The following is a 20199-nucleotide window of genomic DNA, read 5'->3' as shown; positions in this document are numbered from 1 at the left end:
CAACCAGGGTATCCCATGGATCAAGAACAGCAACAGTCCCAGCTGAAGCAACTGATCGCCAAGGGCAAAGAACAAGGTTACTTGACCTACAGCGAGGTCAACGATCATCTGCCTCCCGGGATCGTGGAGACCGATCAGATCGAAGACATCGTTCGCATGATCAACGACATGGGGATCATGGTCCATGAGTCCGCCCCGGATGTCGTCGATCACACCCTGAGCGACTCCGCCGTCTCCGACGACGAGGCCGCCGAGGCCGCCGCGGCTGCCTTGGCGACGGTCGACAGCGAGTTCGGTCGCACCACGGATCCCGTGCGCATGTACATGCGCGAGATGGGCACCGTCGAGCTGCTCACGCGCGAAGGCGAGCTCGTGATCGCGAAGCGGATCGAAGACGGACTCAACCAAGTCCTCTCCGCGCTCTCGGTCTATCCGCGCTCGGTCGAGAAACTGATCGAGATCTTCGATCGCGTCGAGCGCGAGGAGACGCGTCTGACCGACGTCATCTCGGGTTTCAACGACGGCGACGAAGAGCCGGTTGCCACGCCCGCGCAGGTGACCAGCGAGAAGGCGAAGGACGACGCCGAGACGGACGTCGATGACGACGACGATGCGGCCCCCGTCGTGGACACCGGACCCGATCCCGAGGACGCGGCGCGGCGCGCACAACTCCTGCGCGAGCACTTCGCCGTGCTTCGCTCCGCGCTGGAGCAGCACGGGCGCGACGACGAGCGCTCGCGCGCCGCCATGGCGAGCGTCTCCGAGGTGTTTCTTCAGTTCAAGCTGGTCGCGCCGGTCTTTCTGGAGCTGGCCGAGATCCTGCGTCGCACCATCGAGCGCATTCGCGGGCAAGAGCGGGTGATCATGAGCCTGTGCGTCGAGCAGTCCGGGATGCCGCGCAAGGTCTTCATCGATACCTTCCCGGAGAACGAGACCAACCCACAGTGGCTCGAGCAGCAGCTGGCGAGCGGCAAGCCCTACGCCGCACGTCTCGCCGAGGTCTCCCAGGACATTCGCCGTGCTCAGCGCAAGCTCCAGGAGATGGAGAAGGAAAACATCCTCACCATCAGCGAGGTCAAGGACGTCAACCGCAAGATGTCGATCGGCGAGGCCAAGGCACGTCGCGCCAAGAAGGAGATGGTCGAGGCGAATCTCCGCCTGGTCATCTCGATCGCCAAGAAATACACGAACCGCGGCCTGCAGTTCCTGGATCTGATCCAAGAGGGCAACATCGGCCTCATGAAGGCCGTGGACAAGTTCGAGTACCGTCGCGGCTACAAATTCTCGACCTATGCGACCTGGTGGATTCGCCAAGCGATCACGCGCTCCATCGCCGATCAAGCCCGCACCATCCGCATCCCGGTCCACATGATCGAGACCATCAACAAGCTCAACCGGATCTCGCGGCAGATGATCCAGGAGATGGGACGCGAGGCGACCCCGGAAGAGCTCGCGCAGCGGATGGACATGCCGGAAGACAAGGTCCGCAAGGTCCTGAAGATCGCCAAAGAGCCGATCTCGATGGAAACGCCGATCGGCGACGACGAAGACTCGCATCTCGGCGACTTCATCGAAGACTCCGGCGTCATCTCTCCGGTCGACTCGGCAACCGCCGAGGGCCTGCGCGAGGCGACCCAGAACATGCTCGCCAGCTTGACCTCGCGCGAGGCGAAGGTGCTGCGCATGCGCTTCGGCATCGACATGAACACCGACCACACCCTCGAAGAGGTCGGCAAACAGTTCGACGTGACGCGCGAGCGCATCCGCCAGATCGAGGCCAAGGCCCTGCGCAAGCTCCGGCATCCGACGCGTTCGGATAAGCTCCGCAGCTTCCTCGACGCGGACTAGCCAGGGAGCTCAGTCGCCACGGACGGCGTAGTTTCCGCAACAACCACCCCGTCGCACAACGGGCCGTTAGCTCAGCGGTTAGAGCAGGGGACTCATAATCCCTTGGTCCTAGGTTCAAATCCTAGACGGCCCACCACATCCGCTCGGCGACATTTTCGTCCCCGTCTCTCGACGGATTCCGGTCTCGTTACCTCCATCCCTTCACCGCTCGGCATCGGATATCCCGGACGATGGATCGGGCGCCGATCCAATTGGGTGTCGCTGAGCGTCAGGATCGCGCCTATGTCGGGTGACACTTCTTGTCACCTGGCTCCCTCGGTCGGATCCGAATCGGCACCGATCGGTGCGCGCCGCGGCAAGTTCGGTCCTGAGTTGGGAGAGTCGCGAGTGACTCGCCATCGTGCCGCGAGCAGGTCTCGATCTGCCTTCGGCCTTCCTCATCCGGCTCTCGTTCTTGTTTCATCGCGACTCGTGTCGACCCTCCCCGAATGGCTCGAAAGGTATCCGAATCGAGCGCGGAGAGGCTGGCGTGGGTTTTGCCCTAGCGTCATGGAAAGCGAGCGGTCGACGAGCGGTCATTTAGGCCATGCTTGCTCTCTGCGAGCTTAGCAATCTTGATGGGACCGAACCCGGAGTGACGATGGCATCTCTCAAGGCAGGATTGACGTGTCGCGACCTCGATGGCGAGTTGGTCGTTCTGGACGCCGCGACGGGCTATATTCATCAGATGAATCCCACCGGCGCGGTGATTTGGAAACTGCTCGACGGAGGGACATCGATCGAGTCCATCGAGACCCGTCTCTCGGATGAGTTCGATCTCGATGCGGAGGAGGCCCGACGCGACGTGCTCGGCTTTGTCGAACAACTGCGACATGCCGGTCTCCTGGAACCGACCGCTTAGGCATCCCCGCGCTTCGAAACCTTACTCGATGTCGGGGAACAGAACGAGCATCGCTAGGTCGATACTGCGGGACGAGTGCGGTTTTCGAACCCTGCTGGCATTTCGCTCTCGATGGGAGCCGTTCGGATCCCTGCTTGCGTAGAGGATGATTTCCGCGACGCGCGTTGATTTTCGAAGGCCCCTAGCGCGCAGACGAAATTTTCCGCTCGGGAGAGGTTCGACACTACGATGTTCCGGATGAATTTTCTGCTCGTAATAATGGAGGCAAAGAGATGCCACACGATAGCTCACGACGAGACTTCCTGAAGAAAGCGACCTACGTTCCCCCGGTTCTCCTTAGTTTTCATGCGGCGCCGTCATTTGCGCGCCCGGGATCGGTTCCGGCCAGTCCGTTGCAGCCCGGCATTCAGACGCTGAAGGGGGATGTTCAGGCGACGAGTCCGATGCTCGCATCGAGCAAGGAGCCGGCTACAAGTTCGCGTTCAGCAGGCTCCGGGGCCGGCGGAGGGAGCTCATCCGGGCTTGATCTACCAGATTTCGGCAACGCTCCGTCGACCCGCGGTTCGGGTACCTGTGAACCTGTCGATGAACAGCGTTTCGGCGTGACGGGCTCCGCGTCATCCATCTCGAGAGAATCCCTTGGCCGGGCGTCCAGGGACAACATCGGCTCTTGTAGCGAGGAGGCCGAATCCCGGTCCGGTATGAGATCGATGCGTGGACTCGTCAGCAAGCTGTGGAAGTCTCGGGCTTGATCGCCAGGCTGTATGATGGCTTCCAAGCGCGCGTCGAGCGGTGAACGAGATGTGTGCGATCAGGCAACCGATGAAGGAAAGCAGCTTCAGTGTTCTCGAATGCCCCGCAACGGTTGCGTGGGAGACGGATTGTCTATCTCCTTTGATCGCCGCAGCTTTCGGCGGCTTCGCGGCCGGCGGATCGAGCCAGCCGGCCGCACTGGCTTATCGAGTTCTTTCGGCGCCGGAACGCGACTGTTTCAGTCTCTTTCGGAATGGGGAAGTGATCGACCGCGGTCTCGATTCCTCGAAACTTCTGTTCGCGCTCCAGCAGGACCTCATTGTTGCCGTTCAACGCCTGCGCCATGACCTCGTTTTCGTCCACGCGGCCGCCATCCAGCGTGAAGGTCGCGCGTTTCTCCTCGCAGCGCCGTCCGGAAGCGGAAAATCGACCCTATGCTGGGCGTTACTGCATCATGGCTTTCGCCTGATGAGCGACGAGCTTGCGCCGGTGGATCCCGTGACGCTCAGGATCAAGCCGTTTCCGCTGGCCGTCACGTTGAAAGCACGGCCTCCTGAATGCTGTCCTCTACCGGCGTCGACCCTCAAGACGCATCGCTCCCATTACATCCCGATCGATGCCCTGCCATCTGAGCCCGCGGCCGAGTCTGCCTTGACGGGTGCGATCCTATTCGTGGACTACGCCGTGAGTAATCCGGCGCCCCAGCTCCGCAAGCTTACTGCCGCGGAGGCGGCGTCTCGCCTCTACCCGAACATCCTGAATTCCTTGGCACACCAAGCGATGGGGCTTGACGACACAATTCGGTTGGCCCGCTCTGTGCCATGCTATCACTTGGCCTCAGCCGACCTTGCGGCGACTGCGGCTGAGGTGAGCGTCTTCTTGGGCACGATTTGACCCATCTATCCTGATGAGCTCGGGTTCAGCCCGGATCGGATGGTATTGCCGGGTGTCGGGCCAATCGGCCTCGTCGCATCTCGGGCGTCCGATGCGCCCGATACAGCGCGTCAGTACCCGCAGGGGGCGGCTGAGTCGCCACAGAGGTCGGTTAGGTGGACCAGACCCGAAACGGGCCTCGTCTTCGGGCCGTGGCATCGTCAGGGCTTGGTGCAAATATCGACGTCGGCAGGACATGGTGTCCAAAAGCTTCAGAAACGTCGAATTGATCCCGAGGCATCTCAGAATGCGTGGCTCAGGCATCTTGGGGTTAAGCAGGATTCGCAGCACAGTCGACACGTCCGCTCGGGCTGCCGGTTCAAGCAAGAGGCGAGACGCATGCGCAGGAAGCGGTGTCGACAGCAACTCCTGTGCGAGCCCAAGGCCTGCTCGCAGCATACGTTCCGAGTTCCACCGCTGAGTGCAGGCATGGAGTCTTGCCCAGTCCAGCTGGTCAGCTCGAATGATTCTGTCGATATCGACCACCCACTTGAGTCGGCGCCACCTGTCCTTGGTGGCGTGGATGCAGGTGTGAATGAGCTGGTGCTCGGCGGACAAGGTCAACACGGATCGTCCGTCAAGACTTACCCTACGAACCTGGCCCCAGATCGAATCGGCTTCAAGCCGTTCGGATTGCGGATACAGTTTAGAAAGAAGCGCCCAGTGGAGATCGATTTGCAGAAGGTTGTCGGCACTCTGCAATGTGATCTCATGGTAATAGCGGGCGTAGATACGCTCCTGCGTCGTCGTCAGTTTTTGAGTGTTCGGGTCACACAGCATGCTCGTCGGATAGACCGGGCGGTAGTCGGATTGCTCCAGAAGGGTTCGGGCGAGAGCGACCTGATCCGGCCGGACCAGAATGTCGATGTCCCCAAGCTGTCGGACCGCAAGATGCTCGTAAACGGTGCCAGCGAGGATCATACCTTTCAATAAGACGACCGGGATGCCTGCTGCAGCCAAGGTTTCCTGCACGCTAAAAAAACACTGTAGCGCTAGCCGATTTCTGAGCAAAGTCGCGTGGAAATGATCATGTAGCTGCGACAGAACAACCCGAGGGGCGGGGTGTGCTCGAGCGTGGCTTAGTCCCGAAAACAGCAACGGCAGGATCTCGTGATGTTCGGCAAATTCCAGCAACTGCCCCCAGTCGATCCCCTCGTCGACGAGCTCTGACCAACGCTGGTCTCGCTCGGCATCCGCCTCGCCGGTCAGGCACGCGAGGAGTAGGGCTGAGGTTGTCGCAGAATGCTTAATGGCGGTCACGAGGATCGACGAGCTCCGAGTGGTTCATACGAAAAAATGGCGACCCGGAAAGCACCAGCGATCAAGATGGCGTTCGCAACAACTCGGCTACCGGCCTAGCCCGCACAACGGCTCCCATGCACGCCAGGACTTAGCGTGTGGGCCTCCGTGCGGGCGGACGACCCCGCCATCATCGGGGTGCCGGTGCGGCGTTTCCCCAGGTTGTTAGGTTACTGAACCCCGATGCTATCATCTAAGCCGCACTGCCGGGACACGTGCGCGATGTGCGGTATTACACGTTCGATTCAGGCGAGGTGTTTTTCAGATGAAAGGGCCGTCGGATCGTCGCAATCTGTCGCGTCATTCCGCATTGACTCAACCGATGCTCGAAGGAGTCGGCAGTCGCGACCTGGATCTTGCCGCTCAAGTCACACAAGTCCGGGTCCCGTGTATCCCGAAGGCTACCCTGCGACCATCCCCTTTTTTCTCACTCGGAGCGGCCAACGAGGAGACGACGCATGACGCCGGTCTCGTCAGCATTATCATCGCGAATTTTAATTACGAACAATATGTCGGACAGGCCATCGAAAGTGCCTTGAGTCAAACCTATCCATGGGTGGAGGTTATCGTTGTCGATGACGGTTCTACCGATCATTCCTTGGATGAGATCAGGCGTTTCTTGCCGGATGTAAAGCTCGTGCAGGTCGAACACCAGGGACAGATCGCTGCCTCAACAGAGGGATTCCGGCAGAGCCACGGCGATTTTGTTATCTTTCTCGATGCCGATGATATTTTGCTGCCCGGTGCAGTGGACGCATTCTGTAAAGCCTTTTGTTCCCGCGAGAACGTGGTAAAGGTTCAAGGTTACATGGCGGTCATCGATAGGGAAGGATACTCGAAGGGGCATCGTATTCCCGATGTCCTGCCGGCGTCGGGTGACTATCTGGCTTTGGCTCTAAGGCATGGTCTTTTACCCCTCTCCATTGCCTACACGTCAGGGAATGCCTGGTCCAGATCCTTTCTGGAAGAGGTGTTTCCGCTCCCAAGCTCAGGTTGGTTTGACGATTACCTTCATGACCTTGCTCCGCTATATGGGTGGATTGAGTCTTTAAGCGAAACGGTCGTTCAGTATCGCGTTCATGGAAAGAATTACTGGTATGGAAGTCGTGCACTGACGCGCAGCGCTATGCGCGCGCATGTCGAGACAGTCAACCGTGGTCTTGACTTCCTTGTCGAACACATGAGGAAGCGCGGCATGCCTACGAGAGCCTTGCAGTGGCGAGAGCGAAAACGTTCATGGGGAGGTGTTGTTGTTGAGTTCATCGTGAATCGAAGCATCGGTCGGGGCCGATGTATCCCATGGTCGGTCTTTATTCTCGCGCCTTTCGGACGCGGACAAGAGATTTTTCTTAAGAAACTCCTTTTGTCGTCATTGCTTGCGATTATTTGGATCATGCCGACAACACCAAGCATGGCGCTCGCAAAGTTATTGTTGAAAAAGAAGGGTGGCTGGTTGCCATGTCCAGGCTGACATCATGAATGATCTCGTCTCCGTTGTCATACCTGTCTATAACGGCGAGCGATATATAGCTTCAACGTTGCGTTCTGTAGTCGAACAATCTCACGAAAACTTGGAAATTCTCGTCGTCGATGACGGTTCCACTGATGGTACCGCGGACATTCTAAAGATGCTTGCGCAACAGGACTCGCGAATCAATTTGTTTAATCAGTCGAACAAAGGGGTCGCCGCGGCACGGAATCTCGGGATCAAAGCCGCGCAGGGTGCCTTTGTCGCCCCCTTGGACGCAGACGATATATGGCACCGAGAGCGTATTGCCAAACAATACCGCTGTTTGATCGACACGCCGAGTGATGTGGGTTTGGTGTACTCGCCATGGATGAACATCGACGAGACCGGGGCAAGGCTATCGCCTTGTGTGGGTCGAAATCGATTCGAGGGTATCGTTTTTTTTCAACTGGTTACGGGGAACTTTTTAGGAAGTGCGAGCACTTGCTTGATCAAGATGGCGTGCCTAGCGGCTGTTGGACTCTACGACGAGAAGTACTTTCAGCAGCGTGCGCAAGGCTGCGAGGATTGGGATCTCTATCTGCGCATCGCTCGGCAGTTCCGGTTTCGTTTTCTCCCCGATTGCTTGACTGCATATCGCCAAGCTCGGCAAAGCATGTCGGTCGACGTAAACCAAATGATGCGCTCTTACGACAGGATGATGTCGAAGCTTCAAGGCCCTGAGAGTGTTGTGCCGGCGTGCGTGTTTCGATGGTCTCGCGGCGCCTTTCTCTTTTATCTTGGCAACCGAGCGATCATGGCGAGGCGTCCCGGTTTAACCGTCTTTTTGCTTTTCAAGATGCTATCGATCGACCCTGTCCGCGCCTTGGATCCTCAATTATGGCGCACCTTTGTAAGGTGTCTGCCTGCCAACCTTCGGCCCGTGCGCGGGAGTAAAAATACGGCGCCGCTCTCGACCAGCGAGAATTGGGGCGACCTTCCCGCAGTGTCGAATAGACCCGTTGCGGTCTCTGGAGTTCTTTGGGATGCGGCCAGGCGGCGCCGTGAAGGTGTCGTTCATCGCCTGCAACGTGAATTGGAGTGGCCCGCTCGGCTCGATCAGGAGCCTGAAACCTCGCAGGGCGTCTCCGCGGATTCTTGGACGTGAAGGTCTTCCGGGGGAGGCTCCTTAATACCTCGGCTCGGGATTAAGACTTCCAGACAGACACTCGGGCAAGTGCATGGATGCCGACACGGCGTCCGATCCCGGCCGGGGCATCTGTTCACTGGCCGCGTAAACGGCAAGGAGATTTCGAATGCTATACCCGATCAAAGTGGTTGATCTTGAGCTAGCGACTCCTCTGCCCACGCTGGAGGGACTCGATGGGTACCTCTTGGTATGGGCGATCTTGCGACTACGGGGAGTTCCGATCGGCTATCTCAAGGTCCCCGTATCGGGTGGTCGATGTCACGCAAGTACATTCGCCAAGGCCATTCTCGACGAGCACGTCTCGACCATCATGACCTGCCTGGTGCGCGAGGGTTTGCTCGCCGACTTACCGCTCCGCCACTTCGATTTTACGAAGCTCCTCGCCCTTCCGGCCGCCAGCGATAACTTCTGGCAGCGTCGTGCCGATGCAGCGCCGAAAGTCACGGTTGCGGTCTGCACTTGTGATCGGACTGATGACTTGGCGATCTGCCTCGAAGCCTTGCAGCGCTTGGATTACCCCAACCTCGACCTGCTTGTTGTGGACAATGCCCCTGCCGGCAAAGGCGCCGAGGAGTTGGTCCGAACGCGGTTTCCTGCCGTACGCTACGTCTGCGAGCCGCGCCCCGGTTTGGACTGGGCGAGAAATCGGGCGATCCTGGAGTCGCAGGGCGAGATCATTGCCTACACCGACGATGATGCTATCGTAGACCCCGGTTGGGCGAAGGCCATCGCTAGAGCCTTTATCGAGCAACCGGAGGTCATGGCGGTGACCGGTCTCGTCGTACCCTTCGAGCTCGAGACCGAAGCACAAGCACTCTTCGAGCTCCACGGAGGATTCGGGCGCGGTTTCACGCGGAAGTGGTGGAGTGTCGAGCAGGGTAACCCGGTGCCTTGGGGTTTGCTGGGTGCTGGTCAGTTCGGGACGGGCGCGAACATGGCCTATCGACGCCGCCTCTTCGATCGGATCGGTGATTTCGACCCTGCCTTGGATGTCGGCACGGTGACTCGGGGCGGCGGGGATTTGGAAATGTTCTTCCGGGTGCTTAAAGCCGGCCATACGCTCATGTATGAGCCCGAAGCGATGATTCGTCATCGTCACCGCCGGGACTATGCGAGCCTCAAGACCCAGATCACCAGCAACGGGGCGCTTTACGCACTCTGGACCTCGATTTATCGGCGTTATCCCGATCAGCGCCGCGCTTGCCTGCGAATTGGTGTCTGGTGGATGTTCCATTGGAATATCCGCCGATGGTTCGAATCCTATCTGTACCCACATCGACTCCCTCGTGATCTCATCGTTTCCGAATTATCGGGTGGCTTGGCAGGACTGACGTCCTATCGGAAAGCGCTAGCGCGCGCACAAGAGGTCGAGCGCGAGTTCGGCCCCCAGACCTCGCTTCCATCAGTTGCTCACGCTGTAGAAACCACCCTAGCGTCTCGGCAAAAAGGGGCGCCGTCTATCGCCGTGCGGAGGGTGGAATTGACGCAGCCACTGATGCCTTTGAACGATCTCAGGGACTCAGATACCGTAAGATTGTTCGCGACTTGGGACAATCGGCCCGTAGGTTCAGTGAATATCCGAAGCTGCGGGCCATTCGTCGGGCGATTACAACAGGCGGATGGGCTCGCGGATGCCTTGACGCACCAATTGATCGCGCCTGATTTACGATTAGGCGAGGACGTCAGGTGGGCGATCGCCATTTCGACCTTGACCACGCATCTCGGTGCGGATGTCGAACCGACACCCGATCGACTCCCGGAAGAGGTTTCTGTATCGATCGTCGTGGCGACGTACGACAGACCGGAGGATTTGCGCAACTGTTTATCCTCGTTACACGCACAAGGGACAGTCCGTACTGTGGAGATTGTTGTCGTCGATAATCATCCAGCCTCGAAACTGACTCCTCCGGTGGTTGCCGAATTCCCCGCGGTTGTACTTGTAGAAGAACGGCGGCAAGGGTTGGCTTATGCAAGGAACGCCGGCTTTATCGCTGCGAAAGGCGATATCCTGATCGCGACGGACGATGACGTGACCATGCCCGCCGATTGGTTGGAGAAACTTCTCGCGCCTTTTGCCCGCGCAGATGTCATGGTGGTAACGGGTCATGTCCTCCCGTTGGAGCTTGAGACGGAATCTCAACAAAACTTCGAAAACTACGGTGGTCTCGGGCGAGGGTTCCAGTCGTTCGAGCGATCCGGCTTATGGTTCGAACGAACGTGGCGTGAGCCAGTGAAGACCTGGACACTCGGCGCAACAGCGAATGCGGCATTCCGTGCATCGATCTTCCGTGATTCCCGCATCGGTTTAATGGAAGAAACGCTGGGTCCCGGAATGCCTTCGGGCGTCGGGGAGGATACCTACCTGTTCTACAAAGTCTTGAAGGCGGACTTCACGCATGTTTACACCCCTGATGCCTATGTCTGGCACAAGCATCGCCGCGACGATGCGGCGTTGCGGCGACAGCTCTACAACTACAGCAAGGGCCATATTGCGTACCATTTGACGACCTGGATCAAGGATGGTGATTGGAGAGCGCTAAAGTGGATCCTTTGGAGCATGCCAAAGTGGCAGATTCCTCGATTGATTAAGTCGATTATCCGTAAGGAGCAATATCCGGTCTCGCTGATCTTACTGGAGATCCGAGGCCACTTGATGGGACCTTGGTCACTCTGGCAGTCCTACCGCCGAGTCCGGCGAGAGGGTCGCAGTAGTATGGGGCCTCCGGATCCTCATGCCTCTGTACATCATTCCGCATCGGGAGATGGCGGATGTTCCGATGGTATGCCGCACCGAAGTCTCTAAATAATAGAAACAAACGGGAAGCCGTGCCGATGCTATTCATTCTCGACCGAAGGATCGTCCACTACTATGATCTGATGCGGGTCTTGGTAGATCGAGAGATGAAGCTGCTGTATAAGCGTTCGGCGCTCGGCGTCCTCTGGACAATGATTAATCCCTTGCTTCAGCTTCTGGTTTTCCTCTTTATCTTCCGCACGATCCTCAAGGTGGATATCCCGCACTACACCTCTTATGTCTTCACCGGCTTGTTGGTTTGGCAGTGGTTTAGCAAAGCCACTCTGCAAGCAACAGGCATCATTATCGGAAATCGTCCCCTGATCCGCCAGCCCGGATTCCCCGTAAGCGTCTTGCCTCCTGCCGTTGTTATGACCGGGATGCTCCATTTCGTTCTCGCGCTACCTGTGTTGGCGGGCTTTTTATTGATGGATGGACTATTACCGGGACCGGCATTCTTTTGGTTGCCTGTGCTCATGCTGATCCAGTTCTTAGTCACGGTGACGATTTCATATCTGCTGGCCGGCGTGAACGTCGCCTTTCGCGATACCCAGAACGCGCTGGCGGTCCTGCTCCAGGTCATGTTTTATATGACCCCGATCTTTTATTCCATCGATCGTATTCCTGCAGATCTTCGGCCATTCTATGAATTAAACCCAATGGTACCGATTCTGATGGGTTACAGGAGTGTTCTGCTCGATGGCCAAAGCCCGCAATGGACATCGCTTCTGCCGGTTGTCGTGATCATATCGGCCTTGTTGCCGCTTTGTTTCCTGCTGTTCAGGCATCAGAGCCGCCGGTTCGTCGAGGAAATTTAATGGCTGCAGCGATTCAGATCGAGAATCTCGGTAAGCATTTCCGTCGCTACCATCGGGACCGCCCCCGACGCTGAAGGAGACGATCCTCTCGGGATGGCGGAGCAGCAAGAGCGTCGAGCAGTTCTGGGCGCTGCGGCATGTGGACCTCGATGTTTCCAGGGGCGAGATGGTGGGGATCGTCGGTCAGAACGGCGCCGGCAAGTCGACATTGCTCCAGATGGTCGGCGGTGTCGGAACGCCTGACGAAGGTCGAGTTCGGGTCGAGGGACGTATCGGAGCCTTGCTGGATCTGGGGGCCGGCTTCTCGCCCGATCTGACCGGCGGAGAGAATATCGACATTGCGGGCGTCGCAGCGGGGTTGACCCGTGGCGAGGTTAGGCAGAGGTTCGATCGGATCGTCGCTTTCGCCGAGTTGGAAGAGGCGATCGACAATCCCGTGCGCACCTACAGCAGCGGGATGCAGATGCGCTTGGGTTTCTCGGTCGCCGTCAATACCGAGCCGGAGATCCTGCTCATCGACGAGTTCCTCTCCGTCGGCGATCTCGCGTTTCAGGCGAAATGCCTGGATCGGATCCAGGAGATGAAGGCGCAAGGCTGCGCGATCATGCTGATTTCTCATAGTCTCGGGCAGATTACGGATTTGTGCGACCGCGCCGTCTGGTTGCGACGCGGCGAGGTCGTCGTCGAGGGCTTGCCTGAAGTTGTGGCCGGGCAATACGCGGTGAACATGCGCTCGGAAACTCGACGCCGGACTCCTAATCAGGCGCCGTCGCTTGCCTCTTCAGGTTGCGAGCTCCAGGTGAATCGTAACCGTTTCGGATCCATGGAGGCTGAGATTTCCGCCGTGCGTCTCACCCCCGGTCCGCGGATCGGTAGCGGAGAGCCGCTCCGGGTGGAGATCGACGTCACGTCCGAACAACCCGTTCAGGCGGTGAATTTCAACGTCAGTGTAACGCGCAAGAACGACGGCCAAGTCTGTCTTGATCTGAACACGACGGATGAAGCGCAGATGGCAGCTTTGTCCGGGGCAGCAACGATAGTCTTGTCGTTGCGGCGCCTGGATTTGGCGGGCGGCGATTATTTCGTCAACGTCGGCATCTTTCGGGCCGATTGGGAGTACGCGTACGACTACCACTGGGAGGTCTATCCATTGAGCATCGAGGGTCCCGAGAACCCCAAGGGCGTTCTTTGTCCGCCTTTTCGGTGGAGCATTGGGCGGCGACCGGCTGTTTAGCCCAGGCCGAAATCATCAACCAGTGCGGGCATGAAGCGCGCCGGTCGGTCACGCCGGTCGTTGGCAGCCAGATCGCGGCCATCATCCGTGCGCGGGCGCCTGCATTTGCTGTGGGTCGGCCCCTGAGCAGGTATACCAAAGGTGGGCCTCGCTCGTAAGACCGGCCACCCAAAACAACAGGCGCTCGTGACATCCGCTCTGCGGTGTCACGCATGCCCCGTGGCGCTCTGCGCCACGTGCCACGATGGCCGGAGTTACGAGCAAGGCCCCAAAGGTGCGGTGCAGATATGCCGAGACCGTTATCGGCGCTCAAGCGGCAAGGGGTTTGCCCTGCCACGTCCAGCGAAACAGCCCGGCCTTCGCGGTGTTAAGGACGTCGTTGAGCGCGAACAGCTACTTTCGCAGATCCTCGACCGGGGTGAATCTGCCGCGACGCACTGTCGCCATGGAAGACGTCCCGTTCCCCGAGCATGCGGTGCAGCGCTGTTTTTAGCCGACGCGGAATGGAAAACCTCTGTTACGTTTCCTGTGGGCCGGGGCTCACCCACCGAGCCGCCTTCACTCCGACGCGGGTAGTGCGGATGCTCGCCGGCCTTGGTGGTAATCTCCAAATCAATGGCTCTGACTTTCCGGATCCGCAAACGATTTGGATCGGTTTGCAACGCGCCCCAAACCGAGGATACTGATAATAGCGTGGCTCGGGTTCGCCTTGCGCCTGAGCAGGTTATCGGCCACGCGCAGGCTGTGCTTGAGCCATCACTTGAACAGATCGCGAGCACGTGCACGCGCCCTTTTCACAAATGTAGAAACGATAAAGTTGATGGGGGAAAACGAAAACCCGAAACGCTTATAGACATCATAGTACGCAAAGGGCCTCTTGTAGAAAGCGAGTGACGGGACGTAGCTATAGCATTTCTTGCTCAAAAACTCTCCTCCCCTCAGTCTGATCGTCGAACGGTCTGTCGGGGGAGTCAACTCGGAGATGACGTTGAGCAAATACAACGAGTCCTCCGTCCAATCCTGTAGTCGCCCCCGAGATCCCATGTTTTTCCCATGTCTACGGAAGCTTGCTTTAACTTCAGGGACATCGACTCTGCCGTAGGGTGCAAGGCGGGCAGTCGCCACCGCGTCAACGAAAAGGCCCGTAGGGGAACGGAAGCCGCCAATGCCCCGAAGCAGATCCGTATTGTATAGCGTGCTGCAAAGGTATAAAGCAGTCTCTGCTGCAAACCAACCCAAGAAAAACTTCGTCGTCGAATAACCGCCGACCATGTTCGCAGTCTCCGACCGGATGTTCCCATGCTCATCAATCACGCGAGTGCCGGTTCGAAGGATTCCACGCGAGAAATCTCCCTTGCAAGCACGAATGCACGACTCGACGTAGTCGGGATCTATGAGGTCATCATCGTGCAAGAGTAAGAAATAGACTCCTTTAGCTTGCTCAACACAGGAGTTCCAGTTATTGAACGCTCCAATGTTTTCGGGGTGTCTGATATAGCGAACACGCTCATCAGTCACGCTGCGAACCACTTGCTGTGTATTATCCATCGAACAATTGTCCGACACGATGATCTCAAGGTTCCGATAGGTCTGCGCAACAGCGCTAGTCAGTGCGTCATAGAGATAGCCATCAGCTCTGTTGTAAGTGGGTATCGCAATTGTCACTAGAGGGTCAGTCGAAAACACGGTGTCGCGTCCTCCCTTATCGATAGCTTCATGCTTTCCAGTCAATGGGCGGGTTCTACATAGAGTGCATAAGAGCAAGCGTTCGGAGCAAAAGTCTGCAAATTCCGGAGTTTATGGATTCCGAGTGTGCCAGGTGCCTGTAGTATACCTGCGTGAAGGGGAAGGCTCACAGCCGGAGTAGGTGGCGGTATACTTTCCAGCTGGTCTCGTCGGGATGCAACAGGTCGATGTTTGTGGATGGTCACGGCGACCGGGCCGTCGATCTCCCGCGCGGCCGCGCGCTCGGCACTCAGGCGCGTACCGGGAGATGGTCGTGGTGAAGAACTCCAAGCCTAGCCCGCATCGCTCACCAAGCGACGGTGTCGGTGCTTTCGCGGGGGCAGAGTGCTTCTTGGGGGCGTTCCGCGCACATGGGCAGAAGGTGTGGCCGCGATTCGGGCCGAAAGACGACCGAATCGCGGCTCGGACGGATTCGGCCGGGCCGGTTGATCACGTTAAGTTACCGATGTAGGCACGACTGTCCGTTGGCGGCCATGCAAACAGATGCAGAATTTTCTCAGGCGGTAAGCTGCTGGCTTTTCGGTTGAGGAGGCCGGAGAGGGTGGCGAGAATGCGCACCATAGCGTCGCGTGGCGGCGGCTGGGCGGGCGGTGGCTTTGGCTGGGTCACCAATCAGTCTGCAGGCCACGGACTACCTTCAAGCCGAGCGAGAGAGACCGCCGGCACGCCTACTCGCAACAGTGCCTGAAACGTGCTCGTTACGAGGTCAAGCGCGCACGGCGTCGGTTCGCTCTGTCTGTTCATCCTTGACGACCCACGGACGGTGCCCGTCACTGCCAACCGCGCTCGGAGCTAGCGGAATTTGTTGAATTAACGGCCGCTGCCTGCCTTGCGGTCGGCGGTTGTCCGGTGTAGCATTCATGGGGATTCGAGCACACTCCGTAGTGCGGCCACCTCGGCCACCTGAAAGGGTGGTCCGGTCCGGAGAGTTATACCGTGAAGGCATCTGGACCGACATCCATCTTTCCTGAGCTGTTCGAGGTATCCCTTAGTCCGTCGGTATTTTTGAGCGTCCGCGACTTCAACTGCGATCTTGGTCAAAGATTTGCAGCGCGACCGCCGACGCGCCACGCCTTGCCAAATGCTAACCCCAGCGCTGGGGCATCGAAGTCGCATTCCACGAATGCATAAGGAGCAGAGCGAGTTCGAGCGGCCCAAGCAGTCGTCGGCGCGTGCGTGGCGAAGCGGACGTCGTCGCCACACCGCACGGGTAGTATGCACGGCGCATCCGATACGCCGCCGAGCCATTGCTATTTGCCCCACGCTGGATACACCGAGCAGGCGAGGCGCACCAGATGCGTCTCGCCCTTGCCGTCGAGATTCCGTTCACGCAGTGGGTGTGCGCGCTTTTTTGTTCCAGTCCCGCCCCCAGGCCGGCTTCGACGAAGCATTTTCGGATCCTGAAGACCGGGCTGGTGTTGCAATCGCATTGGTCCGCGGCTTGGGGATCGCTCCAACCGCGCCCAGCGGCATCGAGTTTGGGCAGGACGTTCGCGTGTATGATCTACCGGGCGGCCGCCTTGCCTTACCGATCACCTCAGCCACCGGCATCCGTTCCTGTTCGTTGAGGCGCGCAACATGTGTTGGTATTAGGGAGTCTTTCTTGATAACGATTCTTAAGAAATACTCCTGCGATCGTGCTCGCGCTAAGTTGAGCGAAGAGAAATATTATCCTCTGGCCGTCCTGTTTGGCTTCGGCGCGACTTGGGTGGCGTTCGATCTCTACGCCGGGGTCACGGCGGCGCTGCGTGCAGCTCATCCGGCGAGCGTGATCGACCACACCGCCTCGGAGTATTTCCTCGCGGCTGAGATCGCAACCACCATGATCAGTGTGAACATCGCCGTTCCTGCGCGCGACTGGCCGTCAATTGAATACGAATTGAGACCGTTTCCGTGCGAAAGAGAATGAGACATACATTCGCCTACCCTCTGCGCGTTTTCGCGCGGAAGGTCTCGAATTTGTTGGAAAGGAATTCCGATCCAATCCTGACGAGTTTGGTCGCACTTAAGCCAAGTAAAGGGGTTCGGGGGGCTGCCTTGGTCGCTCATCTGGTCGAGGGTGTCATGCTTAGGGAGGATGACCCGGTTCTTCGGACGCACAACCACTTCATAGAAGCCTCGTCTATTGCCTCGTGTCTGCTTGAGCGCGGCTATACGGTGGATTTCATCGACTACCGAAACCCCGGATTCGTCCCAAGAAAGCGTTACGACCTCTTCGTCAGTGCGCGCACCAATTTCGAGCGCATAGCAAGACGCCTGAACCCCGATTGCGTTAAGATTGTTCATCTCGACACTAGCCATTGGCTCTCCAACAATCATGCTGCATTGGTTCGGCTCCGTGATGTGTGCAATCGCCGGGGTGTGGCACTGTCGAGCTACAGGCCGATCGAGTACAACCGGGGCATTGAGGAAGCTGACTGCGCGACCCTGCTGGGGAACGAGGTCACCCACGAAACTTATGCCTTTGCCGGGAAGACGGTGTTTCAGATTCCGAACCCTGGTTCGACGGAGTACGCGTGGGATGACAACAAGGATTTCGACGCCTGCCGCAACCGGTTCCTCTGGTTGGGAAGCGCGGGTTTCGTGCACAAGGGACTCGACCTGGCACTGGAAGCTTTCGCTCGTATGCCAGGCCTGCATTTGACGGTTTGCGGGCCCATCGAGCGAGATCGCCATTTTGAGGACGCGTTCCGTAAGGAGTTGTACGAGACGCCGAACATTCACACTCATGGCTGGGTTGATGTTACCGGAGCCGAGTTCGCTGCATTGGCGAGCCGCACCATCGGGCATATTTATCCGACATGTGCCGAGGGTGCGGCGGGTGCCGTCGTTAACTGCATGCATTTCGGGCTCGTACCCATCACTACTCCACAGGCCGGGGTTGATGTCGATCCGTCCTTTGGACTGGTCCTCCCTGAGCTTAGCGTGAAGGCGGTGCAGGATGCGGTCCGCACCATCGCAGGGTTGCCCACGGACAGGCTTGCTGCAATGGCCAGGATGAGCCAGAGCGAGGCGCGCAGGGTGTACTCGCGCGAGCATTACGAAGAGGTCTTCGGGGCTGTGATCGATCGGATCCTCGCTGTGGGTCCTGGTAATCTGGTGCCGGGTTTCGTTCCCATGGAAGCCTTGAGCGCGTCTGCCACCCACCTCGGTGGCAGCGATCTTCCGTCTCCGGACCACGCCTGAGGAGGGGCACCAGATCTTGTCTCGTAACCCATTCCCGGAGGGAACCATATTGGTGATGGCTCACCCTGACGATGAGGCGCTATGGGCAACCTCTGTCCTCTCCAGCGTGGATCGGATCGTGCTCTGTTTCGGGGATGTGGCCTCCAAGCCTGGCTGGAGCGAGGGGCGGCGCCGAAGCGCCGAAGCATATCCGTTGCCCAACGTCACGCATTTGGGTATACCGGAGTCCGAGGTGTTCGATAGTGCCGGTTGGCCCGAACCTCTGGAGACTGACATCGGATTGGCCGTACAGAAGAGCCCATCGTCGCGCCGCGGTTTCTCCGAATCCCGCTACCGAGAGAACTGGAATCGGCTGGTCAACGCATTACGCCCGCTACTCGCCGGAAGTCACTGCGTAATCACCCACAGTCCTTGGGGCGAATACGGTCACGAGGAGCATGTCCAGGTCTTCCGCGCCGTGGCCCAAGTGAAGGCCGAGATGGGTTTCGAGCTGTGGGTGCCTGGTTACGTGAGTAACAAGAGCTTCTCTCTGATGACACGCCACATGTCGAGTCTGGATAGTGTTTCCGATCCACTTGCAACCGATTCCGAACTTGGCACGCGTCTTCAGGCGCTGTATGCGAAGAATGGCTGCTGGACCTGGTTTGATGACTATTCTTGGCCGACCCATGAGTACTTTCATCGATGGGCGGGTTCGGACGCTCGTCCCGAAAGCCCCAGCGCCAAAAGACTCGTCGCCATGAATGTACTCTGGCTCGACCCCCGGAAACCGCGTCGCCTTTCGTTGTCGAGGAAAATGTCGCGTCGGCTAGGCCGCTTGTGGCGTCGTTTGTAGCTCCTGTTTAAAGGGCCCCCTTTTGCGATCGCGCTGCTCCAGAGTTCCGGGTACTTCGCCTTTACGGCCTCCTTGAGATGCCTGCGACCAGCGAGCAAGGCCGGATCCTCCCCGCGGTGACGCTGTTCCGGCGTGACGTACTTCAGGGGACTGTGGCGATGGTGCTCGTTGTACCAAGCAGCGACGCCCTCGATCCAGCGCCGCGAGCACGCCAGGCCGTCGAAGGGTTAAGCGGAGAGCTGCGTTTCGGGCTCAACGCCGACTACGATCGCATTCTTGAGCTGGTCAACCAGCACACCATCCTGGGCAAGATGCTCGGCCATGCCTTGGGAAAAAAGTCCGGACGACTCCTTCGCGGTGCGCTGTGCCTTCGTCGTGGTCGAGGAGAAAGCCTATCGTCGGGCGCGAACCCTCAAGCGGTCCATCGCGGGATCTGCAGATACTCGCGGCGCGGCGCACAGACATCGAAGCGGCCCTTGCCGCCTACCTGTTGTTGGAAGTGGGCTTTTTGATTCGGGCGCGCGAGACACCTACCCGCCTACACCTGATCGCCGCACCGAGGGGATCAGCAAAGGCAAGACCGGCGTTCCGGTGGTGCTGGGTCTGGGCGTGGCGATCGGCGAAGACCAGCATGGCTTCATCCTGCACCATCTGGTCATGGAGCGCATCACCGACGATCAGGTCGCCGTCCCCTGGTGGAGGAGACCGTGGCGCGCTTTCCTGCGGTCGCCAGCGCGAGCATGGACAAGCGCCCGCGAAGGCGATCCGCGCTTGATCCAACTACGCCGATAGCATTCCGCCGTGGAGTCCGCCATCAACGCGTTGGAGGTCCACGGGCTCGACCGCTGTGGCGATCACGGGATCGACGGCTTCAAGCGCTATGTCGCCTTGGCAGCAACGGTGGCGCGCAACATCCAGCGCATGGCCCGCTGCTGTTGGCGCAGGAGGCCGAGGAGGCGCGGCGCGAGCGAGACCGAAAGCGCCGTCGACGCGCAGCTTGGCCCTTTCGATCTGGCCGGGTGCCTACCACGACGGGTGGTGCGCCTGCAATATGGCGGTGATGCGAGTCATTCTCATCAATGCTGCTTGATTCCGCGAATGCGCATCGAATGAGGCTCGATTGAATACCCTGGTCATTGGCCGCCATTCACGACTGGGTGCCGGGTCGAAAAAAAAACGGGGGTTCAGTCGAGCA

At 58.7% G+C, this 20199-nt stretch carries 13 protein-coding genes, 1 tRNA gene and 1 pseudogene; 12 read left to right on the top strand and 3 right to left on the bottom strand.

Translation table 11 applies throughout. From position 1 onward, the window contains the following. Positions 1–15: 15 nt before the first annotated feature. The 3 genes from rpoD to KFB96_RS07835 all read left to right on the top strand — a co-directional run bounded on the left by rpoD (position 16) and on the right by KFB96_RS07835 (position 2749). Entirely contained in the window at positions 16–1848 is a 1833-nt protein-coding gene (gene rpoD, locus KFB96_RS07845) for an RNA polymerase sigma factor RpoD (protein WP_213462536.1), read from the top strand. 60 nt (positions 1849–1908) lie between these two features. Beyond that, positions 1909–1984: transfer RNA gene (locus tag KFB96_RS07840), tRNA-Ile, on the top strand. A 504-nt stretch (positions 1985–2488) separates the two neighbouring features. Beyond that, entirely contained in the window at positions 2489–2749 is a 261-nt protein-coding gene (locus tag KFB96_RS07835; RefSeq protein ID WP_213462538.1) for an HPr-rel-A system PqqD family peptide chaperone, read from the top strand. Between the two features lie 885 nt (positions 2750–3634). Here KFB96_RS07835 and KFB96_RS07830 read toward each other — a convergent pair. Then, a complete protein-coding gene (locus KFB96_RS07830; protein WP_213462540.1) occupies positions 3635–3865 on the bottom strand; it encodes a hypothetical protein in 231 nt (76 codons plus the stop codon). Between the two features lie 474 nt (positions 3866–4339). Next, positions 4340–5695 carry a nucleotidyltransferase family protein gene (locus tag KFB96_RS07825; protein ID WP_213462542.1) on the bottom strand — a complete coding sequence of 452 codons (1356 nt, stop codon included), beginning with the start codon at positions 5693–5695 and terminating at the stop codon, positions 4340–4342. A gap of 304 nt (positions 5696–5999) precedes the next feature. Between KFB96_RS07825 and KFB96_RS07820 the strand changes: the two genes are divergently transcribed. The 5 genes from KFB96_RS07820 to KFB96_RS07800 all read left to right on the top strand — a co-directional run bounded on the left by KFB96_RS07820 (position 6000) and on the right by KFB96_RS07800 (position 13237). After that, complete coding sequence (locus KFB96_RS07820) at positions 6000–7205, top strand: glycosyltransferase (protein WP_213462544.1); 1206 nt, start codon at positions 6000–6002, stop codon at positions 7203–7205. A gap of 4 nt (positions 7206–7209) precedes the next feature. Beyond that, entirely contained in the window at positions 7210–8349 is a 1140-nt protein-coding gene (locus tag KFB96_RS07815) for a glycosyltransferase family A protein (protein ID WP_213462546.1), read from the top strand. A 148-nt stretch (positions 8350–8497) separates the two neighbouring features. Beyond that, on the top strand, positions 8498–11194 hold the full coding sequence (locus KFB96_RS07810; protein ID WP_213462547.1) for a glycosyltransferase: 2697 nt from the start codon (positions 8498–8500) through the stop codon (positions 11192–11194). A 29-nt stretch (positions 11195–11223) separates the two neighbouring features. Beyond that, positions 11224–12003: an ABC transporter permease gene (locus KFB96_RS07805; RefSeq protein WP_213462549.1), complete on the top strand. Its 780-nt coding sequence runs from the start codon at positions 11224–11226 to the stop codon at positions 12001–12003. Positions 12004–12142: 139 nt separating this feature from the next. Beyond that, on the top strand, positions 12143–13237 hold the full coding sequence (locus tag KFB96_RS07800) for an ABC transporter ATP-binding protein (RefSeq protein WP_213501877.1): 1095 nt from the start codon (positions 12143–12145) through the stop codon (positions 13235–13237). Positions 13238–13993: 756 nt separating this feature from the next. Here the strand turns inward: KFB96_RS07800 and KFB96_RS07795 are convergent. After that, positions 13994–14902, bottom strand: coding sequence for a glycosyltransferase family 2 protein (locus KFB96_RS07795; protein WP_300971796.1), 909 nt, complete (start codon positions 14900–14902; stop codon positions 13994–13996). Between the two features lie 1414 nt (positions 14903–16316). Here KFB96_RS07795 and KFB96_RS07790 point away from each other — a divergent pair. The 4 genes and pseudogenes from KFB96_RS07790 to KFB96_RS07775 form a co-directional block, all read left to right on the top strand. After that, positions 16317–16892, top strand: a complete 576-nt coding sequence (locus tag KFB96_RS07790; RefSeq protein WP_213462569.1) for a hypothetical protein — start codon at positions 16317–16319, stop codon at positions 16890–16892. Between the two features lie 155 nt (positions 16893–17047). Beyond that, complete coding sequence (locus KFB96_RS07785; protein WP_213462572.1) at positions 17048–18169, top strand: glycosyltransferase; 1122 nt, start codon at positions 17048–17050, stop codon at positions 18167–18169. 55 nt (positions 18170–18224) lie between these two features. Beyond that, the gene (locus KFB96_RS07780; protein ID WP_213462573.1) at positions 18225–19004 is read left to right on the top strand and encodes a hypothetical protein; all 780 of its coding nucleotides are present in this window, start codon (positions 18225–18227) and stop codon (positions 19002–19004) included. Between the two features lie 233 nt (positions 19005–19237). After that, positions 19238–20065, top strand: a pseudogene (locus KFB96_RS07775) (ISNCY family transposase); the annotation flags it as partial. Positions 20066–20199: the final 134 nt, after the last annotated feature.

This window comes from Thiocapsa sp., from assembly GCF_018399035.1.
Taxonomy (GTDB): Bacteria; Pseudomonadota; Gammaproteobacteria; order Chromatiales; family Chromatiaceae; genus Thiocapsa.
Note: the sequence above shows the minus strand (reverse complement) of the source record. Positions and strands in the feature narration are given on the sequence as shown.